23 protein-coding genes and 2 tRNA genes are annotated in these 24,738 nt (G+C 50.9%); 20 read left to right on the top strand and 5 right to left on the bottom strand.

Annotated features, from left to right (window positions below; genetic code table 11):
* Positions 1–101 precede the first annotated feature (101 nt).
* The 4 genes from rbsK to AC506A_RS08640 form a co-directional block, all read right to left on the bottom strand.
* On the bottom strand, positions 102–1,010 hold the full coding sequence (gene rbsK / locus AC506A_RS08655) for a ribokinase (protein ID WP_495460534.1): 909 nt from the start codon (positions 1,008–1,010) through the stop codon (positions 102–104).
* Positions 1,011–1,185: 175 nt separating this feature from the next.
* Positions 1,186–1,262 (bottom strand) — tRNA-Pro (locus AC506A_RS08650).
* A gap of 7 nt (positions 1,263–1,269) precedes the next feature.
* A tRNA-Thr gene (locus AC506A_RS08645) sits at positions 1,270–1,345 on the bottom strand.
* 64 nt (positions 1,346–1,409) lie between these two features.
* A complete protein-coding gene (locus tag AC506A_RS08640) occupies positions 1,410–1,868 on the bottom strand; it encodes an N-acetyltransferase (protein ID WP_495460533.1) in 459 nt (152 codons plus the stop codon).
* A gap of 147 nt (positions 1,869–2,015) precedes the next feature.
* On the opposite strand from AC506A_RS08640, the gene AC506A_RS08635 reads away from it, so the two are divergent.
* The 17 genes from AC506A_RS08635 to AC506A_RS08555 all read left to right on the top strand — a co-directional run bounded on the left by AC506A_RS08635 (position 2,016) and on the right by AC506A_RS08555 (position 18,764).
* Positions 2,016–3,377, top strand: coding sequence for an aspartate aminotransferase family protein (locus AC506A_RS08635; protein ID WP_495460532.1), 1,362 nt, complete (start codon positions 2,016–2,018; stop codon positions 3,375–3,377).
* Between the two features lie 21 nt (positions 3,378–3,398).
* On the top strand, positions 3,399–4,670 hold the full coding sequence (locus AC506A_RS08630) for a M20 family metallo-hydrolase (protein ID WP_495460531.1): 1,272 nt from the start codon (positions 3,399–3,401) through the stop codon (positions 4,668–4,670).
* A 3-nt stretch (positions 4,671–4,673) separates the two neighbouring features.
* Positions 4,674–6,017, top strand: a complete 1,344-nt coding sequence (locus AC506A_RS08625; RefSeq protein WP_495460530.1) for an NAD(P)-dependent oxidoreductase — start codon at positions 4,674–4,676, stop codon at positions 6,015–6,017.
* Between the two features lie 26 nt (positions 6,018–6,043).
* Positions 6,044–7,318: an NAD-dependent dihydropyrimidine dehydrogenase subunit PreA gene (preA, locus tag AC506A_RS08620; RefSeq protein WP_495460529.1), complete on the top strand. Its 1,275-nt coding sequence runs from the start codon at positions 6,044–6,046 to the stop codon at positions 7,316–7,318.
* Positions 7,319–7,323: 5 nt separating this feature from the next.
* A complete protein-coding gene (gene hydA / locus AC506A_RS08615; RefSeq protein ID WP_495460528.1) occupies positions 7,324–8,733 on the top strand; it encodes a dihydropyrimidinase in 1,410 nt (469 codons plus the stop codon).
* A 9-nt stretch (positions 8,734–8,742) separates the two neighbouring features.
* On the top strand, positions 8,743–8,964 hold the full coding sequence (locus tag AC506A_RS08610; RefSeq protein ID WP_495460527.1) for a hypothetical protein: 222 nt from the start codon (positions 8,743–8,745) through the stop codon (positions 8,962–8,964).
* 132 nt (positions 8,965–9,096) lie between these two features.
* Positions 9,097–9,336, top strand: a complete 240-nt coding sequence (locus AC506A_RS08605) for a hypothetical protein (protein WP_495460526.1) — start codon at positions 9,097–9,099, stop codon at positions 9,334–9,336.
* 137 nt (positions 9,337–9,473) lie between these two features.
* On the top strand, positions 9,474–10,361 hold the full coding sequence (locus tag AC506A_RS08600) for a phytanoyl-CoA dioxygenase family protein (protein ID WP_495460525.1): 888 nt from the start codon (positions 9,474–9,476) through the stop codon (positions 10,359–10,361).
* Positions 10,362–10,474: 113 nt separating this feature from the next.
* On the top strand, positions 10,475–11,254 hold the full coding sequence (locus tag AC506A_RS08595) for a helix-turn-helix domain-containing protein (protein WP_495461003.1): 780 nt from the start codon (positions 10,475–10,477) through the stop codon (positions 11,252–11,254).
* Positions 11,255–11,355: 101 nt separating this feature from the next.
* Positions 11,356–12,027: a PspA/IM30 family protein gene (locus AC506A_RS08590; protein WP_495460524.1), complete on the top strand. Its 672-nt coding sequence runs from the start codon at positions 11,356–11,358 to the stop codon at positions 12,025–12,027.
* A gap of 142 nt (positions 12,028–12,169) precedes the next feature.
* Positions 12,170–12,574 carry a DUF350 domain-containing protein gene (locus tag AC506A_RS08585; RefSeq protein WP_210654515.1) on the top strand — a complete coding sequence of 135 codons (405 nt, stop codon included), beginning with the start codon at positions 12,170–12,172 and terminating at the stop codon, positions 12,572–12,574.
* A 25-nt stretch (positions 12,575–12,599) separates the two neighbouring features.
* On the top strand, positions 12,600–13,106 hold the full coding sequence (locus AC506A_RS08580; RefSeq protein ID WP_495460523.1) for a DUF4178 domain-containing protein: 507 nt from the start codon (positions 12,600–12,602) through the stop codon (positions 13,104–13,106).
* A gap of 15 nt (positions 13,107–13,121) precedes the next feature.
* Positions 13,122–13,859 (top strand): DUF4247 domain-containing protein, encoded by a 738-nt coding sequence (locus AC506A_RS08575; protein ID WP_495460522.1) that lies wholly within the window; start codon positions 13,122–13,124, stop codon positions 13,857–13,859.
* 148 nt (positions 13,860–14,007) lie between these two features.
* Positions 14,008–15,222 carry a lysophospholipid transporter LplT gene (lplT, locus tag AC506A_RS08570; RefSeq protein WP_495460521.1) on the top strand — a complete coding sequence of 405 codons (1,215 nt, stop codon included), beginning with the start codon at positions 14,008–14,010 and terminating at the stop codon, positions 15,220–15,222.
* Entirely contained in the window at positions 15,212–15,823 is a 612-nt protein-coding gene (locus AC506A_RS08565; protein WP_495460520.1) for a DUF4269 domain-containing protein, read from the top strand. Before lplT ends, AC506A_RS08565 begins: the two co-directional genes overlap by 11 nt.
* Before the next feature lie 81 nt (positions 15,824–15,904).
* Positions 15,905–16,813, top strand: a complete 909-nt coding sequence (locus AC506A_RS08560) for a helix-turn-helix transcriptional regulator (RefSeq protein WP_495460519.1) — start codon at positions 15,905–15,907, stop codon at positions 16,811–16,813.
* Positions 16,814–16,973: 160 nt separating this feature from the next.
* Positions 16,974–18,764, top strand: a complete 1,791-nt coding sequence (locus AC506A_RS08555; RefSeq protein ID WP_495460518.1) for an ABC transporter ATP-binding protein — start codon at positions 16,974–16,976, stop codon at positions 18,762–18,764.
* Positions 18,765–18,846: 82 nt separating this feature from the next.
* Here the strand turns inward: AC506A_RS08555 and AC506A_RS08550 are convergent, their stop codons facing one another.
* Positions 18,847–20,013, bottom strand: a complete 1,167-nt coding sequence (locus tag AC506A_RS08550) for an iron-containing alcohol dehydrogenase (protein WP_495460517.1) — start codon at positions 20,011–20,013, stop codon at positions 18,847–18,849.
* Positions 20,014–20,453: 440 nt separating this feature from the next.
* On the opposite strand from AC506A_RS08550, the gene glgB reads away from it, so the two are divergent.
* The 3 genes from glgB (at position 20,454) to glgD (ending at position 24,731) form a co-directional block, all read left to right on the top strand.
* Entirely contained in the window at positions 20,454–22,388 is a 1,935-nt protein-coding gene (gene glgB / locus AC506A_RS08545; RefSeq protein WP_495460516.1) for a 1,4-alpha-glucan branching protein GlgB, read from the top strand.
* Positions 22,389–22,455: 67 nt separating this feature from the next.
* Positions 22,456–23,622 (top strand): glucose-1-phosphate adenylyltransferase, encoded by a 1,167-nt coding sequence (locus AC506A_RS08540; RefSeq protein WP_495460515.1) that lies wholly within the window; start codon positions 22,456–22,458, stop codon positions 23,620–23,622.
* Positions 23,619–24,731: a glucose-1-phosphate adenylyltransferase subunit GlgD gene (gene glgD, locus AC506A_RS08535; protein WP_495460514.1), complete on the top strand. Its 1,113-nt coding sequence runs from the start codon at positions 23,619–23,621 to the stop codon at positions 24,729–24,731. The genes AC506A_RS08540 and glgD overlap by 4 nt, the downstream gene beginning before the upstream one ends.
* Positions 24,732–24,738 lie beyond the last annotated feature (7 nt).

Raw genomic sequence — 24,738 nt, 5'->3', positions numbered from 1 at the left:
GCAAGAATGGTTTGATTTGTTCGAGAAACGGGAGAGGGGCGAGCTAAAGCCAAAAAGGAGCTAAGCGCACCTAGCCGCTTAGCTCCTTTTCATCAATCAAACTAATTCAAGTTCTGTAGTGTCGGCATACCGTCTTGTGCGCCGAACACCGTCACGGAATAGGATGCCGCTTTTACAGCTAGCGGCAGCGTTTGATCGAGCGACCAGCCGCTTGCGACGCCAAAGCATAGCGCTGCATTAAATGAATCTCCCGCGCCAGTTGTATCTACGACTTTCACGATCGGTGCAGGAACGGTGACGATGCCATCGGCATTCGCACACGAAATGCCATGCTTCCCGCGCGTCACAATCAAGGTTTGCTCAGGGTATCTTTGCTGCCATGCAGTCATGCGCTCGAACAGCTGCTCCTCGGATGTGATTGAAGTGCCGCAATAGAGCTCGAACTCCGTCTCGTTCGGCGTAAAATAATCCGCCATCGCAATTTGCTCTTCCGTAAGCGGAAGGGCAGGAGCCGGGTTCAATACCGTACGAACGCCGGATTCACGTGCAATCCGCAGTGCCGTATCTACGGCAGGCATCGGAATTTCCAGCTGCACGATGAGCAAATCCGATTGGCGAATGAGTTCAGCATGCGCCGTAATGCTTTCTGCCGTGTTTTGCCCGTTTGCGCCAGGGACGATTACGATGCAATTGTCCTCTGACGTGTGCATGATGGTCGCAGTACCTGTCGAAGCACCTTCCAGCACGGAAATGGCTTCGGTATGTACGCCGAATTTCCTCATCCGTTCCATAATTTCCGATCCGAAGGCATCACCGCCAACGGCTCCGATCATCTTAACCTCAGCACCGAGCCGTGCACAGCCAACAGCCTGGTTCGCGCCTTTGCCTCCGGAAATGTAGTGAATTTCATCGCCTTGCACGGTTTCGCCAACCTTCGGCATCCGCTGCATTTTCAGAACGAGGTCCATATTCAAGCTTCCTGCTACCGATATCTTGGGCTGCTTTGCCACAATGGTCATCCTTTCATGCGAAGCTGATGTGAGCGTTTCTATCATTTCCTGAATATAGCATGTGCTAAATTGAAGCGTCAATGCGTCAGCGTGACATGAAGGCAATAAAAAAACCTTGAGCATGGGGCTCAAGGTTCTCTTCTCTAACTCTATTCTATGATACATTATGTATATATGGTCGGGACGACACGATTTGAACATGCGACCCCCTGGTCCCAAACCAGGTGCTCTACCAAGCTGAGCTACGTCCCGCGGTAAGTGGTGCCGGCGATAGGAGTCGAACCCACGACCTACTGATTACAAGTCAGTTGCTCTACCAACTGAGCTACACCGGCGCGCCTGTTACCGAAACACAAGACGTATCTTACCACAGAAAAAATAATTTATGCAAGTCCCTTTTTAAAAATTTTTATTGGCCCAATGAAGCTGAAGCCGCTCATCGATCGTGAAGCCGAACTTGGTGTAGAAATGACGGAGCCTCTCCAGATGCTCCTTATGCTCGGCGGCCTGCATGCGTCCCTCGATATACCGAATATTCTCCTCCACAGCTCGCATCAGAAGCTGTTCCATCATTAATGAGCCGTAACCTTGATTGATTTTCTCCCCTAATATGCGGATGTACTGCAAATTCCAAGCTCGCCGACCTTCAATAGGAGTGATGTACATATTGAGGTCATTAAGATGACGTTTGGTCGCAATACCAGACGGAAACACAATTCTGGCATTGATATCAAATCTCTTATTTGGGGAGTACAGAATAACGGAATCGCCCTGCCTCGTTTGCACAATCCGGTGTACGTAACAGTTGTCTATGGAAATGAGCTCTATCTGCTTACGAATGCAGTCCTCAATCATCATCAATGACCTCCTGGTATGGATGAGCAATCCTGTGTCTACATTTTATTGTCCAAAAGAATGAGAAATGACACTCTATTGCCATATCGACGAGAGAGGCGGAATAAACTGAACTAAGAAGTAGATTGAGATGGGCAAAGGGGTGGGGATATGAGCGGCGATCAATCGGTATCCGGCACGGAGGAGCTGCTTTCGAAGGATCGGAAATATGTATGGCATCATATATCGCCTCATAATGACAATCCGCTGATTTTTGTTTCCGGGGAGGGCTGCTGGATAACGGATGCGGATGGAAAAAGGTATTTCGACGGGATGTCGGGCCTCTGGTGCGTCAATGTCGGCCATGGCAGAGAGACGATTGCGCGGGCTGCTTATGAGCAGATGAAGACGATCGCTTACTCGCCGATGATGCAGTCTCATATTCCGGCGATTGAGCTGGCTGAGAAGATCAATGAATGGCTCGGCAGCGATTATCGAATCTTCTATTCCAATTCCGGCTCTGATGCGAACGAAGTAGCTTTTAAGATTGCTAGGCAGCATTTTCATCAAAACGGGGAGCCGACTCGCCATAAATTCATTGCCAGGCATCGCGCTTATCACGGCAGCTCTTTCGGCGCACTCAGCGCCACCGGTCAGGCGCAGCGCAAGCTGAAGTACGAACCGCTTGGCGCAGGCTTCGAACATGTCCCGCCGCCTTATTGCTATCGCTGCCCATATGGACAAACCTATGGCAGCTGCAAGCTGGAATGTGCCGAGGCGATCGAGGATGCGATTAATTGGGAAGGCGCGGATTCTGTTGCAGGCGTCATTATGGAGCCGGTTATTACCGGTGGGGGCATGATTGTGCCGCCGCCTGAATATCTGCCGAAGGTGCGCGAGATTTGTGACAAGTATGGCGTGCTGCTCATAATGGACGAGGTTATTTGCGGATTTGGTCGCTCAGGTGAGCGGTTTGGTCATCACAACTTCGGCGTTGTGCCGGACATCGTCACGATGGCGAAAGGGCTGACCAGCGGGTATTCACCTCTCTCGGCAACGGCTGTGCGAGCGAGCTTATATGACAGTTTTAAAGCAAAGGAAGCGAACAGTCATTTCCGGCATGTGAACACATTTGGCGGCAATCAGGTATCGTGCGCGGTTGCATTGGCGAACTTAGCGATTTTGGAAGAGGAGGGGCTGGTGGAGCGGTCGGCTTATTTGGGGCGAGAGCTGGGCCAGCGGCTGCAGCTACTGCGGTCACATCCACATGTTGGCGATATTCGATTGTTCGGTTCGGCATGCGGCATTGAGCTTGTAGAGGATCACGTTTCGAAGCTCCCGGCTGCACCAGACAAGGTGCTTAGCGTCATCGGGGAATGCAGGCGCCGCGGCCTCCTCGTTGGGAAGAACGGCGATACAGTTCCGGGATTCAACAACATTATTACGCTTTGTCCGCCGCTGATTACATCGGATGACGAGCTTGAATTTATAGCAGGAACCGTAATTGCTTCAATCGAGGCACTAACAAGCTAATTAGGAAGGAGTCGAAGGAATATGACGGCATCCGGGAGCTTGGCGATCAACAGAGAGCGACTGCATCGCAGAATCGAAGAATTGGCACAAATCGGCAAGCTTGGCGATACCGGTGTATGCCGGCTCGCGCTGTCACCAGAGGATTTGCAAGGTGTGCTGCTTGTGAAACGATGGATGGAAGAAGCCGGTTTACAGGCACGAATCGATGCTTTCGGCAATTTATTCGGACGTCTCCCGGGCAAGGATTCCGGTACACCGCTGCTGATGGCCGGCTCGCACATTGACTCGCAGCCCTATGGCGGAAGATTCGATGGCGTCATCGGTGTGCTTGGCGCGCTGGAGGCGGTGCAGACAATGACGGAGCAAGGAATTGTACCTGAAATGCCTATCGAAATAGCTGCCTTCTGCGATGAGGAGGGCTGCCGATTCAACAAAGGCTTGTTTGGTGTCCGGGGCATCACCGGGAAGCTGGAGGAAGGGGAGCTTGAACGGACGGACGCTGCGGGTGTGACGAGACGCGAGGCACTGCTTGCTTTTGGCGGTGACCCGGAAGGATTCGATGCAGCCCGCTATCGTGAAGGAGCCGTAGGCGCATTTCTTGAGCTGCATATTGAGCAAGGGCCGGTGCTGGAAGCGATGGATCGTCCGATTGGCATTGTAAGCGGGATATCCGGTCCATTATGGCTAACAGTGGAGATGACCGGTTTTGCAGGACATGCAGGTTCCGTCCCGATGCCAATGCGTAGAGATGCGCTGGTTGGGGCCGCAAGTGTCATTACGGCGCTGAATGCGCTGGCTCGCTCGGAGCCGGGGGCTTCGACGGTTGGGACGGTTGGCGCTTTGACGGTATTCCCGAACTCGCGCAACATCATTCCGGAGAAAGTCACGTTCACAATTGATCTTCGGGACATCGATATGAAGCGTCGGAGTGAGAGGGAGACACAATTGTGGCGAATTCTCGAGGAAGCAGCAAGTGCGCATGGCTTGACTTATTCGGTGCGCGAAGATACGAACAGCGAGGCCAGATATTGCGCGGAGCGAATCAAACAAGTGATGCGGGAAGAGGCGGCAGAGCTGCTGGGACATACGCCGCCTGAGCTGATGAGCGGGCCGTTCCATGATTCGCTGGCCATGTCGCATGTGTGTGATTACGGCATGATTTTTGTCAGATGCAAGGATGGAATTAGCCATAATCCGCTGGAGTATTCTACGCCGGAAGATATCGAGCTAGGCGTAGAGCTGCTGTATCGCACGATGGTACGCATGTCTATGGGAGTAAGGGAAGGGGGATAAGCCTTGTTTATTTCTGCTGAAGCGTTAAAGCGCAATTTTGCCGAAGTCAAGGCAGGGATGAGACCGAAGGAAGCGCTGGAAGAATCCAACCGCTGTCTCTACTGCTACGACGCACCCTGCATCCAAGCTTGTCCGACTGGCATCAACATCCCCTCTTTCATCAAAAAAATCGCAACAGGCAACCTGACCGGCTCGGCTCGTACCATCATGGATGCCAACCCTGTTGGGGCCAGCTGTTCGCGTGTCTGCCCGACTGAGGAACTCTGCGAAGGCGCATGCGTGCTTAATCATTCCTCCAAGCCGATCCGGATCGGCGATTTGCAGCGGTATGCAACCGACTGGGCGATTAAGAACGAGCAGCAGTTATTCACTGCCGGCGAGCGTAACGGACGATCTGTAGCTGTCGTCGGGGGCGGACCGGCAGGATTGTCTGCTGCGCGTGAGCTGGCCCGGTTCGGGTTTGCCGTGACGGTGTTTGAAGCGAAGGAGCAGGCAGGAGGACTGAACACGTATGGAATCGTGTCGTTCCGGCTGCCGCAGCCCATTGCGCTCTGGGAGGTCGAACAAGTGCGCCGGTTAGGTGTCGATATCCGCACAAACACGGCAATCGGCCGCGACATAGCTGCAGAGGATCTGCTCGCCGATTATGATGCGATTCTGCTCTCTGCAGGCATGTCGAAAGTGCCGGCGCTAGGCATCCCCGGCGAGGAGCTGGCAGGTGTTTATGATGCGATCGAGCTGGTTGAGTCTACGAAAGTCTCGCTCACTGCGGAGCTTAGCGGCCGCAATGTCATTGTTATCGGCGCAGGCAATACGGCCATAGATGCCGCAACCTGCTCCGTGCGCATGGGGGCTTCGCGTGTGGAAATATGCTATCGCCGCTCGCAGCAGGAAATGACGGCCTACGAGTTTGAGTATGAGTTTGCCAAGAGCGACGGCGTTGCTTTTCGCTGGCTCACCGCGCCGCTTCGCATCATTGGAGACGAGCAGGGCCGTGTGAAGGGAATGGAATGTATCCGCATGAAGCTCGAAGCCGCTGAGGAAGGCGGAAGAGCGCGCCCTATAGCGGTGCCTGGCAGTGAGTTTACCATAGCGACAGATGCGGTTGTGAAAGCGATCGGACAGTCCAGACATGCGTCATTGGTCGATCAGTTTGGACTGGCGCATAAACGGGGAATCGTGACGGTTGATCCAGCGACCTATTTAACATCCAACCCTCGAATATATGCGGCAGGCGATATGATTTTTGGCGATGGGCAAGGGGAAGCGATGGTCGTCTCGGCGGCTCAGCAAGGGAAGCTTGCTGCCTATGCAATGTATCGTCAGCTTGTGGCAGACAATGTCTAAATTCCAATGAGAGGCAGGGCGATTGAATGGCTGATTTGCGGATTAATTTGGCTGGAATCGAATCACCGAACCCGTTCTGGCTTGCATCTGCTCCGCCTACGAATACCGGGTATCAGGTGCAGCGTGCCTTCGAAGCGGGCTGGGGCGGGGCTGTGTGGAAGACACTAGGCGATCCCATTATTAATACGTCATCTCGGTTCGCCGCCGTTCATTTTAACGGACAACGAGTTGCAGGCTTTAACAATATCGAGCTGATTACGGATCGGCCGCTTGAAGTGAATTTGAAGGAAATCGCGGAGACGAAGAAGTTATTCCCCGATCGGGCCTTGGTCGTGTCGCTGATGGTGGAGCCGAAGCGGGAGAAGTGGCATGAAATCGTCAAGAAGGTGGAGGCAGTCGGCGTCGACGGGCTGGAGCTGAATTTTGGATGCCCGCATGGAATGGCCGAACGGGGGATGGGCTCCGCTTCAGGTCAGCAGCCTGACTTGGTTGAGAAGCAAACCTACTGGGCAAAGGAAGCGGCACGTACGCCGGTAATCGTGAAGCTGACGCCGAATATTACCGATATTACGGCGACGGCGCTCGCTGCCGTTCGAGGCTGTGCGGATGCGATATCGCTGATCAACACGATTAACTCGCTGGCAGGCGTCGACCTTGACAGCTGGAATACGATTCCTCATGTCGGCGGGAAGGGATCGCATGGCGGATATTGCGGTCCTGCGGTGAAGCCGATTGCGCTGAATATGGTAGCGGAGTGTGCGCGACATCCGCGCATTGATGTACCGATTTCCGGCATCGGTGGCATATCGGATTGGCGGGATGCGGCCGAATTTATGCTGATGGGTGCAACCGGCGTGCAGATTTGCACGGCTGCGATGCACCATGGTTTCCGGATCGTCGAGGATATGATCGATGGACTGAACAATTATCTCGACAGCAAAGGGATTGCCTGCGTCAGCGAGCTGACCGGTCGTTCGGTGGAGCGTTACACCGAGTGGGGAAACCTGGATTTGAACTATGCGGTAACGGCGAAGATTGATACCGAAGTGTGCATCTCGTGTAACAAGTGTTATATCGCTTGCGAAGATACCTCTCATCAATGTATCGACCGAGTAACGGATGAAGCGGGCAGGAGTTACTTGAAGGTGCGGGAAGAGGATTGCGTTGGCTGCAATTTATGCGCGATTGTCTGCCCTGTCGAAGGCGCGATCGAAATGATCGAGCAGCCTGCATCCGGCATCTCAATGTCTTGGAATGAACGTCAGGCGGCGATTGCGTCGCTTGGGCGAAAGGAGGCGTGAGCAGGATGGCCAAAATCATTCAAAACGGCACGATCGTAACCGCGGCGGACATTAGCCGCGCGGAACTGCTTATTGAGAACGGGGTTATCACCGCAATCGGCAGCGATCTGCTTCGGGTGGCGCCTCAGGCAGAAGTCATCGATGCTGCGGGCTGCTATCTGTTTCCCGGAGGCGTTGATCCGCACACGCATCTGGATATGCCTTTCGGCGGCACGATCACAGCAGATGATTTCGAGACCGGTACGATTGCCGCCGCTTATGGAGGCACAACGACGATTATCGATTTCTGCCTGACAGACAAGGGAAAGCCGCTCAGCAGCGCTATTCGTACATGGCATGAGAAGGCGCAAGCGAAGGCCGTCATCGATTATGGCTTTCATCTCATGATCAGTGAGATTACGGAAGAGGTTCTGGATGAACTGCCATCGATCATAAATAACGAAGGGATCACCTCGTTCAAAGTGTTCATGGCCTATAAAAATGTACTGCAAGCCGATGATGGCATTCTGTACCGCACATTGCTTAGTGCCAAGGAACACGGTGCCTTGGTTATGGTGCATGCGGAGAATGGCGATGTCATCGATTATTTGATCCGTCAAGCGTTGGCAGAGGGGCATACGGAGCCGATCTACCACGCGTTGACGCGTCCTTCCGTGCTGGAAGGCGAGGCGACAGGGCGAGCCGTTCGGCTGACCGGACTTGCGGAGTCGCAGCTGTACGTCGTGCACGTGACATGCGAGGAAGCGGTGCGGCAAATTGCGGAAGGGCGGATGGATGGACTGCGCGTGTGGGGAGAAACATGCCCGCAATATTTGCTGCTTGATATCACATGTTTGGAGAAGCCGGATTTCGAGGGAGCCAAGTACGTGTGGTCACCTCCGCTGCGCGCGAAGGAACATCAAGAGGTGTTATGGAATGCGCTCAAGAACGGACAGCTGCAGACGGTCGGCTCGGATCAGTGCTCCTTTAATTTCAGCGGTCAGAAGGAGCTCGGCTTAGGCGACTTCAGCAAAATACCGAACGGCGGACCGATCATAGAGGATCGATTCAGCCTGCTCTATTCCGAGGGAGTCGAGAAAGGCAGGCTCAGCCTCAATCAGTTCGTTGACGTTATAGCGACCAGAGCTGCGAAGCTATTCGGAATCTTCCCTCAGAAAGGGACGATTGCCGTCGGCAGCGATGCGGACATCGTCATTTTCGATCCTACTGTGCAGCGGGTTATTTCTTCCGAAACGCATCATATGAATGTCGATTATAATCCGTTTGAAGGGGTAGCTGTAACAGGCGTCCCGGTATCTGTACTTAGCCGCGGGGAGTTTATTATCCGAGATCAGCAGTTTGTTGGCAGTCCGGGCAGCGGGCACTATCTGCGCCGCAATAAATTCGGAAGTGCTACTGAGATCGAGAAAGGGTGAATCGGCACAATGTCGGAGCACAGCGAATTTCTGGCGGAGAAGTCGGCAATCGATGGTTATATGGAGCAGGGGTATCGCATTGCAGGCGTTACCCAGGATTTAAGCGGCGACAAACTTCTGCTTGCACCTCCGGGTGAAGCGGGGAAAGCGAAGCTAACGACGCTTCACCTGCGCAATGCCAATGCACGGAAGTATTGGTCTACTCTCTTATTGTCACAAGGACAAGGATAGCTTGCACAGCGTCTCGGATGATTCCGAGGCGTTTTTTTATTGCGGTTCGTTCAAGGAATTTGACAAACGAGGATCGAAATCGTTAACTGTACGTATTTTCGCAAACATGTAAATGTGGAGAAGGTGATCGCAATGGGCAATATCGATAAAAGAAAGCGTCTGGATGAGGAAGTGTTCACCTATCGGGTGACGAAGGATAACAAAGTGTTCATTTCGTACAAGGGAAGGCAGGTAACATCGTTAGCTGGTAAGGAAGCTGACAAGTTTCTGTCCCGAATCAGCGGTCAGGATTTTAAAACCGTTCAGCTCGTTATGGCGAAGGTGACAGGAAATTTCAAACACGGCAACGAGAAGGACAGCAAACGAGATTAGTACGATGTTCTGTACAGGACTTGCGCGATGTTTTGCATAAATGTTAAAGCGGTTTCAATAAAGACAGGCTCAAGCGGCATTCTCTATACTACATCTATAGAAGCACGCCAATTACAACACTTTGGGAGGCGCAATAGATGACGGTAACGGTAAAAATGGGTGAACGCGATCTTGAACTGAACGGACCTTATTTAACGGAGCTGCGAGAATCGAATGATATTCTGGAGGATGAGGTGCTCCTTCGACAACGGCTGAAAGAAGACGGCTACCTGTTTATAAGAGGATTTCATGAGCGCTCGAAAGTACAGCAGGCTAGGCTTGCATTCCTGCAGCAGGTAGCCGCTCAAGGCAAGCTGATGGCCGGAACGGCGATTGAAGAAGCTATTATTAGTGAGGCCAACAAAGGTGCAGGCATCCAAGGGAAAGACAAGGTTCCGGAAGAGCTGCTTGATGTTGTAAACAGCGATTCAACGATGCAGTTCTTCGAACGCTTACTCGGCGGTGAGTGCATCACCTATGACCATAAATGGGTACGTGCAGTCGAGAAAGGCGGTTTTACAGGGGCGCATTACGATATCGTCTATATGGGACGCGGAACCAAAAATCTGTATACGCTTTGGACGCCAATGGACGATATATCCTACGAATTAGGCGGTCTTTCCGTGTTGCTGGGCTCTCAGCACTTTGATCGCATTCGAGAAACCTACGGACAAATGGACGTTGATCGCGATCATGTCGAAGGGTGGTTCTCGGTAGATCCGATTGAAATGGTACAGAAGTACGGCGGACGTTGGGCGACTGCAGAATTCAGAGCTGGAGATGCGATTCTATTCGGCATGTATACGATGCACGGCTCGCTCACCAATCAAACGAATCGTTACCGCTGCAGCATGGATACGAGGTATCAGTTAAAGTCAGAGCCGGTGGATGAACGCTGGATCGGCAGCAAGGTCAAAGGTCATGATACAGCCTATTCAGGACCGACCATGAGCATCAAGGAAGCAAGAGAGAAGTGGGGCTTATAAAAGGGTAATGGAGTCTTTCTCGGCTGTGGCTGCGAAAGGCTCTTTTCTTGTTTGATAGGACTATGGTAAATTAGGGTAAGGCTGCGAGGAAGGGTTGGAATGATGTGCAAACAATGGTTTGCCCGAGTGTGAAAGCTGCGATTATCGTCCATAGTAATGGGTGGGCAATGGAGCCTCATGCACATCCTTCATTCGAAGTCTCGACTGTGCTTGAAGGGCGTGGAAGCTTCAACTGCAATGGCGTGACCTACACACTAGGGCCTGGTAACGTCGTACTTATTCCGGCAGGGTTACTGCATGATTATGCGGGAACGACGGATATCCGCTTCGCGGTACTTGAAGCATTCGACATGCCGGATGCAACGACAAGTCTGTTTCATCAGCTTCTGTCCTCGAACGAGCCCAAGCTCCTCATGCTTTCACCAATGGTGCTGGAGCAATACGAAGGCCTGTATCGACAGTGGCTTCGCATGATTTCCCAGCCGCTTCAGGATGCAGCAAGATGCTACACGACATGGGTGGATCTCTTGCTCTTATTCATGCTTCAGCATCAGAGCAGCGGCGAAATAAGTCTGTCGGTTGCTTCCTCGGCGGATTTTATTCGAGCAAACGTAAGCACGGAAATATCGATCGGTACTTTAGCGAAGCAATGTGGACTTTCAGAGTCAGCTTTTCGCGCTTTGTTCAAAGCGGCGTACGGGGTTTCTCCGAAGCAGTACCAGCAGCAATGCCGATTCGTGGAGGCCAAATGGCTGCTTCGCTCCACCAGTAGATCCATTCAACTAATCAGCGAGCATGTCGGGTTTACGACCATTCATTCGTTCAGCGCTTGGTTCCAGAAGAAGGAAGGCGCTTCGCCGTCGGATTGGCGAAAATTGCAGCAGGGTCTGTAGGTAAAATAAACAAGTCAGAATATTTGTGAAACGAATGAATTCACTTGTCGTATTAGAGAACATGAACGCATGCGAACACCATTTTGAGGAGGAAACGAAACATGTCTGTATTTAAACGATTGCGCGACCTGACGTTATCGAATGTATATTCACTTATTGAGAAAGCTGAAGACCCGATTAAACTAACCGATCAATATATTCGCGATATGCAAGAGGATCTTGAGGATGCGGAGAAAGCCGTAGCATCCCAAATCGCGATCGAGAAGCGGTTCAAACAGTTGTACGAGGAGCAGGATGCACTCGTTAAGAAACGTGAAGAGCAGGCGCACACAGCTGCTTCGATGCAAAATATCGAGCTGGCCAGACGTGCGCTGGAAGAGAAGAAGTCGGCTGAACAGAAACGCGATGAATACAAAGTCAGCTACGACACGAATAAAGCATCCGCGGACAATCTTCGCTCCAAGCTGGGTGAAATGCGCGAACAGTTGACTGAAATGAAGAACAAGCGTGAAACGCTCGTTGCGCGTTACAAAGCAGCGAAAGCACAAGCTGAGATAAACAAATCGATGGCAGGCTTCAGCTCCGATACGGCGATGTCCGGATTGAAGCGCATGGAAGAGAAAATGCTGCAAGCTGAAGCACAAGCCGAGGCAAGCAATGAAATGAACAGCAAAGCCAAGTCGCTGGACGATGAGTTTGAAGCACTCGGCAAGAATAAAGCGGTTGACGATGAGCTCGCGGCCCTGATGAAGAAATACGAGAACAAAGAGTAACGGATGGCGCTTTATCCGCAAGTGGCTGCCTAGGGAAGAACGTCTGCCGGCCGGAATCATGCAATATGCTTGATTCCACGACCTGCGGCGTTTTTTCTTTGCAGATGGGCTGCGGCACAATGGATGACGGAGGAATAATCGAATGACATTGAATGAGATGGTAGCAATATTCGTATGGACCGGGGCTGGAGCGGTGCTGCTAGTGGTACTGATGGCGGTGGATTCCTTGTTTACCCGGTATAAGGATTTGGAAGAAATCAAGAAGGGCAACGTGGCGGTGACGAGTCGTTTCGTTATGAAGCTGCTCGCGCAGGCTTATATCCTGTCGCAGTCGATCTCGACTTCGAATCATCTCGGAGAAGCGCTGCTCGTATCCGTCATTTCGTTTGTCATCTTATTGCTCGTTGAGAGCTTGGTGGAATTCGTATTGCGTTCAACGGCAGGACTCGACCTGAGTGAAGGCACGAAAGACAACAAGCTGTCGCATGCGCTGTTAGCGGGATCGCTTCACGTTGCAGGTGCACTAATCATCGGTTCGTGTCTGTAAACTTGATCAATAGGGAGTTATCGTCATGAGCTTATTCAAACGTATTAAGAATATTATGGCCAAACCGGAGCCGCCTAAGGTCGAGAAAAGCGTCCTGACAATCGGCCCCGGAGATGTAGTTGAGGTATCGCTCGTTACGTATCAGGTTGTTGGCAGACTGCATAACCGCCAGCGTAATTTGATTGTATTAACACTTCAAGACGGATCTGCGATCCAATACTTAACGATTGAAGAGCGGGAACGTACCGAATATGCTTTGTACAATTCGATTGACGGGCGTCTCGATTCGGTTGAGGAAGTACCGACGGAAATTGAATTGGATGACCGTATGTTCCATTTGGAGGAACAGTATTCCGGCCTCGTTACCGCATCCGGTAAGACGCCGTTTGTGCAAGGCGGAGAGCAGTACGTCTGGCAGTATCAATCTGATGATATGAAGCTGCTGCGTATTGAATGGCAGGATGGCCGATTCATGCTCTATGAAGGTGAAGATGTGCTTCCGGCCGATGTTCGCGTTCTCCGCGGCAGTTAGGAGATGATGAGTGGGATGCGCAAAGCCAGTTATTTAATCAAATTATTGCTTGTTATAACGCTCATTGTTCCTCTTCTTGCCGCTTGCGGCATGAACAAGACCATTGAAGAGAACTATCCGCTCGAGTCAGTTAATGGCAGCGGTAATGAAACGTCTTATGTGTATCGCGCAACAGGTGTAAGCGTACCTGAGGTAGCGAAGGCGCTTGTCGATGAGTCCAAGCCTCAGCAGCAATCGCCCGAGAAAACGGATCATATGTTTCTTGTTTACTCGGACCGAATTGTTCATCTGCAGCAGGATGCAGCTAAGCCGGAAGATACACTGATCGAAGTGGATTCGAAAGAGTATGTCCGCAACAACTACAGCTCCAGTTTCTTGCAAGGTTACTTGCTTGCTAGCCTATTAGGGGATTTGTTCGATAACGGTCGTTATGGGAAAGGCACATATCGTGGTTATACCGACCGGGATAAGTACAAGCCGAAGGGCGGCACCTACCATGCGCCATCGGTTCAGGAGAAGAAAGCCGTTCCGCCGATGACAGTTAGCCGCACCGGATCGATCTTTAAGCGGTCGAAGAACGCGGATACCAGCAAGGTAGGTGAAGGCGGCCTCTTCAACAAAGCTCCCCCCAAATCCGGTAAAATTGAGCGTGATTCCGGCGGCAGCAAGAAGTCGGGCAGCTGGCTTACGCCGCGTAAATCCTCCAAGCCGAAGACTAGAGTCGGTTTTGGCAAAATATCAAGGCGAAGATAAACAAAGAGATCGGTGTAAGCAGAGGAATTTAAGCTGCTTATCCGGTCTTTTTTTTGCATAGATGGCCTACTCTTACTTTAATTCGATTGCGGCTTTAGGTATGATGGAGAGATCATAATTGCTGCTTGTAATAGGAAGGGGAACTAGAATGAAACGTTTGCTGTCACCGCTGAATACGGTCGTGCTTACCCAATTTTTGAGCGCATTCGCGGATAATTTGAACTTTTTTCTTATTGTAGGCATGGTGAAGCGACAAGGAGTCGCTAATCCGGATATCGCCGTCAATTACATACAGATTGCGTTCCTCTGTGCTTATGTAATACTCGCTCCGATCGTTGGCGCATATGCGGATAAGAAGGCGAAATCGAATGTGCTGCTTCTAGGCAATGTACTGAAAGCAATCGGGATTGGGCTGCTGCTCTTCGGTCTACCGCCTGCACTTTGCTATGTATTTGTCGGGATTGGAGCTGTCGTTTATTCGCCTGGTAAATACGGCATCCTTACCGAACTTACTTCGAATGAGAGCGAGCTGCTGCGGGCAAATGCCAAGGTAGAGGGCTCGACGATTCTCGCAATCCTGCTTGGCACAGTCGCAGGTGGGTTCCTTGCTCGAAATTCGGATCTGCCGGCAGTACTGACTTGTTTAGGCGTGTATTTACTATCTTTGTTCATGACGTTTATGATCCCGGCCAAAGCAGGAAACAGCTCCTTGCGTTACGGCAAAGAAGCGGTGCAGTTTCTGCGTGACTTCACCTTGCTGTTTCGCAACGCCCGTGCTCGGTTTTCCTTGATCGGTACCGGATCATTCTGGCTCACGGCTGCAGTGCTGCGCATCGCACTTATTGCATGGCTGCCGCTCAATCTCGGAATCGAAGATACGGATCAACAGTCGTTGATGATCGGAGTTACGGCGATCGGTGTCGTGTTCAGTGCATTCCTGACGCCAAGACTGGTGCCTGCGGGCAAGCTGCATCGCGCATTCTATTATGGTCTCTTTATGGTTGCATCCGTTATGGTGGCATCGTTAACCTATGTATTATGGATGACCATTCTCCTTCTCTTCTTGATTGGCGTCTTCGGCGGCATCTTCGTGATTCCGCTGAATACGATGCTGCAGGAAGAAGGCAAGGCGCTGATCGGTTCAGGCAAGACGATTGCGGTGCAGAACTTCGTAGAGAACATACTCACGGTCAGCGGACTTGTGATTTATTTGACGCTTAGTCAGATGGATGTGTCCGTTAACGGCTCTGTCATTGGGATTGGTCTCGTACTGCTGCTATTTATTCTGTTCCTCGCGACGCAGTTAAGCGGCATTAAAGAAGTTGGGAAGACTGCTCGATTGAAACAGAGACATGAACAATAGACATGTCGAAGGATTCTTCCATTCCGTGGATTGGAAGGATCCTTCTTATCTACTGGCAGGAAGTTTGATTCAAATCGAAGTGTATAACCTGCTGAAGAAACACTTTCTCTTAGAGAAGCTTGGACCCTACTCACCGATTCTTGTGGGAACTGTACCGATTGGGATTCACATCGGAAGCAGTGATCTGGACTTGATCTGTGAAGTGACTGACTTCGATGACTTCGAGGCTGCGATGATTGCAGAGTTCGAACGGGAGGATCACTTTGCGATTGTCCGAAGACACGTCGCCGGACTCGAACGTATCAAAGTCAATTTCACGATTGAGCGTTGGCCAATCGAAATATTTGCTCAATCGATCGTGACTACGCAGCAGAACGGTTACCGCCACATGGTAGTGGAAGCGCGGATTCTGGCGTTATTCGGTCATGGGTTTCAAGCTGAAATCATACGTCTTAAAGAGAAGGGGTTCAAAACAGAACCGGCTTTCGCGAAGGCGCTCAAGCTGGAAGGAGATCCCTATTCCAAGCTGCTGGAGCTGGCTGATTGGACTGACGAGCAGCTGCTTGCGTTGAATGTGGCTGACCAGGCAGACAATTATTAAGAATCGTAGAAAAGATGTATCTCCATATGCGAATGTCTGGTAAAATATACGGACTCAACACTTTTGCTAGGAGGCCTTACCTTGTCGTCCGAACCGCTGCTCACATTTCTATCCCCGCCGCTGCCTTACTTCATTGAATCCAACCGCGGCTCTTATGGGCCGGGCGGCGAACATCCTAACCGCCGGAATATCGGCGTTTTCGACTTGCTGTTTGTGCATAGCGGAACGTTATACATTGGCGAAGAATCGAATTCCTGGGCAATCGGTCCAGGTCAGATGTTAATATTAAGACCTGATTTATGGCATTATCCAACGAAACCATGTACGGAAGAAACCGTGTTTGATTGGGTTCATTTTCAGACTGCAGGTCCTTGGGAAGAGTTAAACGATACCAACTGCGGCACGCTTCGCGGCGATTATTACTCCTACGCTATCAGGCTGCCGAAGACGATGACGTTCTCCTATCCGGATGAAGCGATTTCGCTCTTCAGCAAGCTGCACGATGCAGCTATGGGTACTTCGCATGCGGCGTTCTGGCAGCGACAGCAGTGGTTCCTCCATCTGCTGCAGCTATTCGACGAGGGCTGGCGCAGCGACGCGGCGAAGGCACCGATAGCCGTTGCCGAAGAGGCAGCCGCTTACTTGAAGATGCATTTCCGTACGACGGTGACGAATTCGAAGCTCGGCGAAGTGATGGGATTGCATCCGAACTATATTGCGCGCTGTATGGGCGAAGTGTTTGATTGTACGCCGCAGCAGTACTTGCTTTCTTATCGGATGGATCAAGCGAAATTGATGCTTATGAAAACCAATTGGCCGATTTCCAAAATCGCGGATGAAACCGGATTTAAGCAAACCCCGCATTTCTCCCGCTCCTTTGCAGAGCATGTTGGGATTACGCCGCTTTCCTATCGGAAGCGCTTTACCGGCAGCAGCAGGGATAAGCAAACGATGCTGGATATGCGCAATCACGCGCTTGATCGGGATTAATAGACATGCGGCAGTCTGCCGGTCCTCGCTTATGCGGTGGCTGGCAGTTTTTTTTATCTTCGCGTTACCTTGTGTTTTGCCTGTTTACGTACCAGAACTTTTCATTTAAGATAGCCAAAGACGTCTTAGTATTTGTTGCTGCATGAAGGATGGGAGCACATTGGAGAAAATAGAGAAAGCCCGCTTAAATTATGAACACACCTTTCAGCAGGCTGCAACGCTGGAAGAGAAAAGTCCCGTAAAATTTCTGATTGCACTCTATCGGGGTAATTTTACAAACCTGCTGTTTTCGTTGTTATTTTACATCGTGAAGAGCTCGCCGATCTTTGTATTGCCGATTGTGACGGCCAACATTATCAACATTGTCAGCCAGCCAAGCGCACACTCGGAACGCGAATTATGGATAAACTTCGCCGTCATTGTAGTTGTTATCCTGCAAAATATTCCGACACATACTTGGTACGTCTCGTACATGAGCCGTGCCATCAGACATGTCGAGGCCGGTATTCGAAGCGCACTTGTCCGTAAGCTTCAGCAGCTGTCGATTACGTACCATCGCGACCTGCAAGCGGGCAGGCTTCAGTCGAAGGTGCTTCGGGATGTTGAGGCGGTTGAGCAGCTGTCCAAGCAAGTGATGCTGACACTGATGCCTGCACTTATCAATATTATCGTGTCGATCATCATTACTGTGCGCAACAGCTGGTCGGTCTCGCTCTTCTTCGTGATGACGATTCCGGCAGCCATTCTGCTCGTGCGGATATTCCGCAAGAAAATCAGTTCGACCAATAAAGAATTCCGCAAAGAGATCGAGAAGATGTCTTCCAAAATGTCAGAGATGGTCGAGATGATTCCGGTCACGAGAGCTCACGGCTTGGAAGAAGTGGAGATCGAGCGCATTGACGGAACGCTGCGCAAGCTGCAAGGGAAAGGACTAAGGCTCGATATCGCCGAAGCTTATTTTGGAGCTTCCAACTGGGTGACGTTCCAGCTGTTCCAGGTGTTCTGCTTGTTGTTCACTGCTTTTCTCGCTTACAAAGGGCAGATCGAGGTTGGCAATATCGTCATGTATCAAGGCTTCTTCAGTATGATCCTTGGTTCGGTATCTGCCTTGATTACGACCTATCCGAATATGGCGAAAGGGTTCGAGTCGATTTATTCGATTACGGAAATTCTGAACTCGCAGGAGATCGAACGCAACGATGGCAAGCTCAAGCTGCGCGAGATTAGCGGGGAAATTGCTTTTGAAGATATTCAGCTGATTTATCCGGGCTCTGAGCATCATGTCTTGGAAGAAGTGACGCTGAAGGTGAAAGCCGGCGAATGCATCGCCTTTGTCGGGGAATCCGGGGCAGGGAAGTCGACGATACTTAATCTGGTCACAGGATTCTTGCAGCCGACAGGCGGTAAGCTGACGATCGACGGCGTAAACATTGATGATATTGATCTTCGGGAATATCGTAAATTCATTTCGGTTGTGCCGCAAACGAACATTTTGTTTTCCGGTACGATCCGCGATAATATCGTGTACGGCTTGCCGAATATTACGGATGAGCAAATCTATGCAGCCATCGAAATGGCGAACTTGTCAGAGATGATCAAGCGACTGCCGAATGGCATCCATACGAAGGTAGGCGAGCACGGCGGCAAGCTGTCCGGCGGGCAGCGCCAGCGGATTGCGATTGCGCGGGCACTCATCCGTAATCCGAAAGTGATTATCTTGGATGAAGCAACATCAGCACTCGATAATGCATCGGAGTACCATGTCCAGAAAGCAATGCAGGAGCTGATCAAAGGCAGAACAACGTTCATCGTCGCTCATCGGTTGTCCACGATTCGCGATGCTGATCGGATCGTCGTGATGAAGCAAGGGCGTATTGCAGAGATCGGCACATTCGATGAGCTGATTACGCGCAAAGGCGAATTCTACAACCTGAAGCAGCTTCAGATTTAACGGCGGAAAAAGGCTGTCCTTAACCACATCCATACGGATGAAGGGTTAGGGACAGCCTATTTGTTTAGGAATTCGTGGTACGTTACAGCGATAGCTCTAGAATTTGACGGACATCTGCTTCTTGCAGCTTCTTGAAGTTGCCAAGCGGCCCGAAGAGGACGGCTTCTTTAGCCATCGTGTCTAAATTGTCTCGGCCAATGTTGTAGTAAGCCAGTGTTGCCGGTGCGCCAATGCGTGTGAAGAAGGCACGTGTTGCTTCGATGCCGGCCTGCGCCAGTTCCTCGTCCGATTTGTCCCCGCGTTCAATGCCCCATACGCGTTCAGCATATTGCGTGAAGCGGTCAATCCGCTCCTGATGCACATATTTCATCCAGTTCGGGAACACAATGGACAATCCTGCGCCATGCGGGATGTCGTAGATGGCACTGATTTCATGCTCGATGCCATGTGAAGCCCAATCGTTCTGGGTGCCGACACTGATTAGGCCGCCGTTCAAGGCCATTGTGCCGCAGAGCATCAAATTCGCGCGCGCATCGTAATTCTCCGGATTCTCTAGCGCGATCTCCGCGTTCTCGATAACCGTCTGGAGAATTGATTCGCACAGACGTTCTTGCAGCGGCGCGTTAGGCGTCAGTGTAAAGTACTGTTCAAATACATGTGACATGATATCGACAACGCCGTTTACCGTTTGGTCACGCGGTACGGAGAACGTAAGCGTCGGGTCCAAAATCGAGAAACGCGGGTAGACGTGCATGCTGCTGAATGCACGTTTCTGCTTAGTTTCCCAGTTTGAAATGACGGCATTGCCGTTCATTTCGGAGCCAGTAGCCGATAGCGTCAGAATAGTGCCGATTGGGAGCGCGTCGGCAACAGCGGCCTTTTGCATCATGAAATCCCAAACATCACCGTCGTAGAGCGCGCCTGCTGCAATCGCTTTGGCTGCATCCAGTACACTGCCGCCCCCAACTGCAAGCACGAGGTCGACCTTCTCGCTGCGGCACAGCTCGATTCCGCGGTTAACGGAGGTTAGACGAGGGTTCGGCTCAATACCGGAAAGTTCCACGACTTTCGCATCGATGGATTTCAATTGCGTGATGACTTCATCATATAGGCCGGTTTTCTTGATGCTGCCGGATCCGTAAACGAGAAGAACCGTCTTGCCGTAAGCTTCAGTCAGCTCGCCTAATTGACTGACTGTACCGCTGCCGAAGACGATTTTCGTTGGGTTCTGAAAGGAAAAGGAATTCATATCGCACCTCCATAAGTTGGTTACACCATGCTTATCTTATCGAGATGGGGTTAGTGAAGTCAAGGTGACGGCAAGTTAGCCGCGTACGTTGCGTAATCAACCAGAGCCATTTCTTCCGATTGTCCAAGAAGCGCTTCGGCACGACGCCGCGTGAATATCGGATGAAGAAAATATTGTCATAATCAGTCATAATATACGAATCTACTAACTGTCCCTAGTGGACTGTTTTTTCTTTATTTTACGCCAAAATCTGACAAAAATTTTTCTTGACAAATATGACATCTAGATAACAAAGGATGAAATAGCGAACGAATCAAAATTTTCAGAAAATAGGGTGCCAACTTTAAAAAGAGAGTGTATAATGAAATAAAAATCGCGCCTGCGTTAGTAAACATGACAATACCTTAACAATAGCTACACTAGGGGAGGTGCATGCCATTATGGCTAATGCGGCTGCAATCGGTCTTTCATTGCGCGATTTATATCTTTTTAACAAAGGAAATTTATTTCATAGTTACCGTACTTTCGGCGCGCACCCGATTCGTCTCGGCGATGAAACCGGCGTTCGATTCACCGTTTGGGCTCCCAATGCCAAGCATGTTCGAATTGTTGGTTTGTTCAACGAATGGAATGGGTATCAACATGAGATGGAGCTTCTTGGCGAAACCGGCGTATGGAGCTTATTTATTCCAAGTATTGGGCCGGGGACGGTGTACAAGTACGAAATTCAAACCCATGATGGGGCTCTGCTGCTTAAATCGGACCCTTATGCGTTTCAATCCGAACTGCGGCCAAGCACCGCATCGGTTGTTGCAGAAGTATTCCATTTTAACTGGAATGATGGAGACTGGCATCAGCGTAAGCTAGAAGACAGTCCTTATCACGAAGCGATGCTCACGTACGAGGTTCACCTTGGTTCATGGCGCAATTGGGGCAAGGAGCTGTTCTGGACCTACGAAGAGATGGCAGGCGCGCTTGTGGATTACGTCGTAGAGATGGGGTATACCCATATCGAGCTGCTCCCTATTACCGAGCATCCGCTTGACCAATCTTGGGGTTATCAAGCGACTGGCTATTATGCACCTACGAGTCGATACGGAACACCTGAGCAGCTCATGCATCTCATCGATCGCTGCCATCAGCGCGGGATCGGAGTCATCTTGGACTGGGTTCCCGGTCATTTCTGTAAGGATGATCATGGCTTGCGCCTGTTTGATGGGACACCGATCTTCGAAGGGAAGAACTGGAAGCTGGCTGAGAAACCGTTGTGGGGGACACTTGCTTTCGACTTTAGCTGTACGGAAGTGCAAAGTTTTCTAATTTCCAATGCGATCTATTGGATGGACGTTTTCCATATCGACGGTCTGCGCGTGGATGCCGTTGCCAGTATGATCGATCTTCATTTTGACAAACCTCCTGAGCTTTACACCTACAATGCTTTTGGCGGCACGGAGAATACCGATGCCATCCGTTTTCTGAAACGTTTGAACGAAACCGTTTTTCAGTATTTTCCGGATGCTTTAATGATTGCCGAAGACTCTTCTTCTTGGCCAGCCGTTACCTCTCCTACTTACATGGGCGGCCTTGGCTTCAACTTCAAATGGAATATGGGTTGGATGAATGACATGCTGCGCTATATGGCGCTTGATCCAAACGATCGCATGCGGCATCACAATCTCATCACCTTCTCTCTCGTTTATGCATTCTCTGAAAATTTCGTATTGCCGCTTTCACACGACGAGGTCGTTCATGGGAAGCGTTCGCTCTTGAACAAAATGTCAGGCAACTATGAACAGAAATTCGCGCAGCTCCGCTTATTCTACGGCTATTGGATGACGCATCCGGGCAAGAAACTGCTCTTTATGGGTGGTGAGTGGGGTCAGTTTGACGAATGGAAAGACGCTGAGGCACTTGATTGGCAGCTTCTTGACTATCGTGCTCACGGGAGCATGCACCATTACGTAAAATCCCTTAATCATATATATGGCGAGCAGCCATCGCTGTGGGAGCGGGATTGTGACCCCGGCGGGTTTGAATGGATTGACGTTCATAACGCCGCGCAGAGCGTCATCGTCTTTATGCGCCGCGGACATGCGACGAACGAGTTCACGATTGTTGTCTGCAATTTCTCCTATCACAACTACTCCGACTATCGAATCGGCGTACCGGAATCCGGTGAATACCGGATCGCATTGCACAGTGAGGCGGCAACCTTCGGTGGTGTCTTAACGGACATCCCGGAAGTTCTATATAGCAAGTCGACACCATGGCATGGAAGGCCTAGCAGCATTTCGCTGGAACTTCCGCCGCTATCCATTCAATTACTGGTATTTGCCAAGGAGTCACTTGACCGCAATGATCGCTTTACAACGTAGCACGGATTGACAGCAATCATTACACCTACTGCAGCAAGCCGTTGCAGTATAGAAGGAGAGTGTGTCCATGGGCAGAAAACGTATGGTGGCCATGCTTCTTGCCGGAGGAGAAGGAAAAAGGCTCGGCGTGCTAACGAAAGATGTAGCAAAGCCGGCGGTCCATTTTGGCGGGAAGTACCGAATTATCGATTTTACTCTAAGCAACTGTGCACATTCGGGCATCGACACAATCGGCGTTCTGACGCAATATCAGCCGCTGGTCCTGAACACCTATCTTGGAATCGGCAGTCCATGGGGACTTGACCGACGCGACGGCGGAATGGCAATACTTCCTCCTTATGTGAAGCAAAAGGGCGGTATGTGGTACAAAGGCACCGCAAATGCTATCTATCAAAATATGGGGTTTATCGATCGGTATGATCCTGATTATGTATTAGTGATTTCAGGTGATCACATTTATAAAATGGATTATGAGCTCATGCTGCGAGAGCATGAGGAGCGCGGTGCCGATGTTACGATTGCGTGCATTGAAGTGGGCTGGAAGGAAGCGAGCCGCTTCGGGATTATGCATGTCGATGATGAAGGTGCCATCACTTCGTTTGAAGAGAAACCGAAAGTGCCGACGAGCAATTTGGCATCGATGGGTGTGTATATTTTCTCCTGGCCGGTATTGCAGCAGTATTTGGTTCGCGATGAAGCGAATCGGTTATCCGGCAATGACTTCGGTAAAGACATCATTCCGGCCATGCTGCAAGACGGCGTGAAGCTTCAGTCGTACACGTTTGACGGGTATTGGAAGGATGTCGGTACGCTCGAAAGTCTGTGGGAAGCCAATATGGATCTGCTGTCGGAGAAGCCGGCACTTGATCTGAACGACCGTGATTGGCGCATTTACTCCGTCAACCCGAATCGGCCGGCGCATTACTCTGCGGCTACAGCGGATATCGTAGACTCGCTCATTACGGAGGGCTGCCTGGTTGAAGGACTCGTACATCGATCGGTATTGTTCCATGGCGTTCAGTCCGGCATTGACAGTCAAGTACGTGAATCCGTGATTATGCCGAACGTGAAGATCGGCAAAGGGGCTCGTATCTACCGTGCTATTATTGGCGAAGGAGCGATCATTGGTGAAGGTGTTATCATCGGCAATCCGGATAAGAGTGCGGTTACTGTTATAGGAAGTGATGAACTCGTTACGGCTTCTCATTCATTGCAGGAGGTAGAGCAGTCATGAACTCCAACATACTAGGTGTCATTAATCTAATTCACGAATCCGATGAGATGGAGACCTTGACCGCTAACCGCTGCTTGGCTACTGTCCCGTTTGGTGCACGGTTTCGGCTAATTGATTTCACGCTTTCCAGCATGGTCAATTCAGGCATTACGAAAGTTGGCGTGTTCGCGCAAACCAAATATCGTTCGCTTATTGACCATTTGGGTTCCGGCAAGCATTGGGATTTACATCATCGTCAGAGCGGTTTGTTCATCATGCCGCCTGTAACGGATGACGTTAATGAGGTACGGCGCGGTGATCTCTATCACTTCTATCAGCACCGCGACTACTTTACGCGCTCGTCGCAAGAGTACGTGCTTGTTGCACGCAGTCATATGATTTGCAATGTGGACTATGACGCCATGTTGTCGTCGCACAAAGCAAGCGGCGCGGATATTACGGTCGTTACGAAAGAGCAAACGGAGTTGTTTGGCGGGAAAGCTCGTAAGCTGCAAACGGACGAGAAAGGGCGCGTCACGGCTATGCAGGATCATTACGGCCGGCTGGAGAGCGATCTGATCTCGATGGAAATGTACTTAATGCGCAAGGAACTGCTGCTTGAGCTGGTAGACACTTCGCTTGCACAAGGGCAGGATCATCTTGTGCGCCATGCGATTATGTCGCGAGTGAACCAACTCCACATTCAAAGCTACGCTTATGATGGTTATCTCGGTGTAGTAAATACGCTGAACAGCTATTACAAGAACAACATGCAGCTTCTTCGTCCGGAAGTATGGAAGAGCCTGTTCTTCGAACCGGGTCCGATCTATACGAAGGTTAAGGATGAGCCGCCGGCTCGCTACGCGGAAGGCGCTAAGACATCAAATTCACTCGTTGCAAACGGCTGTATCATCGAAGGCACAGTGATCAACAGCATTTTGTTCAGGGGCGTACATGTACGAAAAGGAGCTGTTGTGCGCAACAGCATCATTATGCAAAACGGCATAATCGGTGAGCATAGCTTCGTGGATCATGTCATCCTCGACAAAGATGTTACCGTAGAACGCAGCCGCGAGCTGCGCGGTGCCGAAGTATCTCCTTTCCTTGCGGTTAAGCGGAAAGTGATCTAATGCATGC

The organism is Paenibacillus sp. N22P23 (genome assembly GCF_059383735.1).
This window is presented reverse-complemented; position numbering and strand designations above follow the sequence as displayed.

Excerpts from the sequence above, each read along its gene's own strand:
- AC506A_RS08640 (WP_495460533.1), bottom strand. The coding sequence starts at position 1,868 with ATGATGATTGAGGACTGCATTCGTAAGCAGATAGAGCTCATTTCCATA.
- AC506A_RS08635 (WP_495460532.1), top strand. The coding sequence starts at position 2,016 with ATGAGCGGCGATCAATCGGTATCCGGCACGGAGGAGCTGCTTTCGAAG.
- AC506A_RS08630 (WP_495460531.1), top strand. The coding sequence starts at position 3,399 with ATGACGGCATCCGGGAGCTTGGCGATCAACAGAGAGCGACTGCATCGC.
- preA (WP_495460529.1), top strand. The coding sequence starts at position 6,044 with ATGGCTGATTTGCGGATTAATTTGGCTGGAATCGAATCACCGAACCCG.
- hydA (WP_495460528.1), top strand. The coding sequence starts at position 7,324 with ATGGCCAAAATCATTCAAAACGGCACGATCGTAACCGCGGCGGACATT.
- AC506A_RS08610 (WP_495460527.1), top strand. The coding sequence starts at position 8,743 with ATGTCGGAGCACAGCGAATTTCTGGCGGAGAAGTCGGCAATCGATGGT.
- AC506A_RS08605 (WP_495460526.1), top strand. The coding sequence starts at position 9,097 with ATGGGCAATATCGATAAAAGAAAGCGTCTGGATGAGGAAGTGTTCACC.
- AC506A_RS08600 (WP_495460525.1), top strand. The coding sequence starts at position 9,474 with ATGACGGTAACGGTAAAAATGGGTGAACGCGATCTTGAACTGAACGGA.
- AC506A_RS08595 (WP_495461003.1), top strand. The coding sequence starts at position 10,475 with ATGGTTTGCCCGAGTGTGAAAGCTGCGATTATCGTCCATAGTAATGGG.
- AC506A_RS08590 (WP_495460524.1), top strand. The coding sequence starts at position 11,356 with ATGTCTGTATTTAAACGATTGCGCGACCTGACGTTATCGAATGTATAT.
- AC506A_RS08585 (WP_210654515.1), top strand. The coding sequence starts at position 12,170 with ATGACATTGAATGAGATGGTAGCAATATTCGTATGGACCGGGGCTGGA.
- AC506A_RS08580 (WP_495460523.1), top strand. The coding sequence starts at position 12,600 with ATGAGCTTATTCAAACGTATTAAGAATATTATGGCCAAACCGGAGCCG.
- AC506A_RS08575 (WP_495460522.1), top strand. The coding sequence starts at position 13,122 with ATGCGCAAAGCCAGTTATTTAATCAAATTATTGCTTGTTATAACGCTC.
- lplT (WP_495460521.1), top strand. The coding sequence starts at position 14,008 with ATGAAACGTTTGCTGTCACCGCTGAATACGGTCGTGCTTACCCAATTT.
- AC506A_RS08565 (WP_495460520.1), top strand. The coding sequence starts at position 15,212 with ATGAACAATAGACATGTCGAAGGATTCTTCCATTCCGTGGATTGGAAG.
- AC506A_RS08550 (WP_495460517.1), bottom strand. The coding sequence starts at position 20,013 with ATGAATTCCTTTTCCTTTCAGAACCCAACGAAAATCGTCTTCGGCAGC.
- glgB (WP_495460516.1), top strand. The coding sequence starts at position 20,454 with ATGGCTAATGCGGCTGCAATCGGTCTTTCATTGCGCGATTTATATCTT.
- AC506A_RS08540 (WP_495460515.1), top strand. The coding sequence starts at position 22,456 with ATGGGCAGAAAACGTATGGTGGCCATGCTTCTTGCCGGAGGAGAAGGA.
- glgD (WP_495460514.1), top strand. The coding sequence starts at position 23,619 with ATGAACTCCAACATACTAGGTGTCATTAATCTAATTCACGAATCCGAT.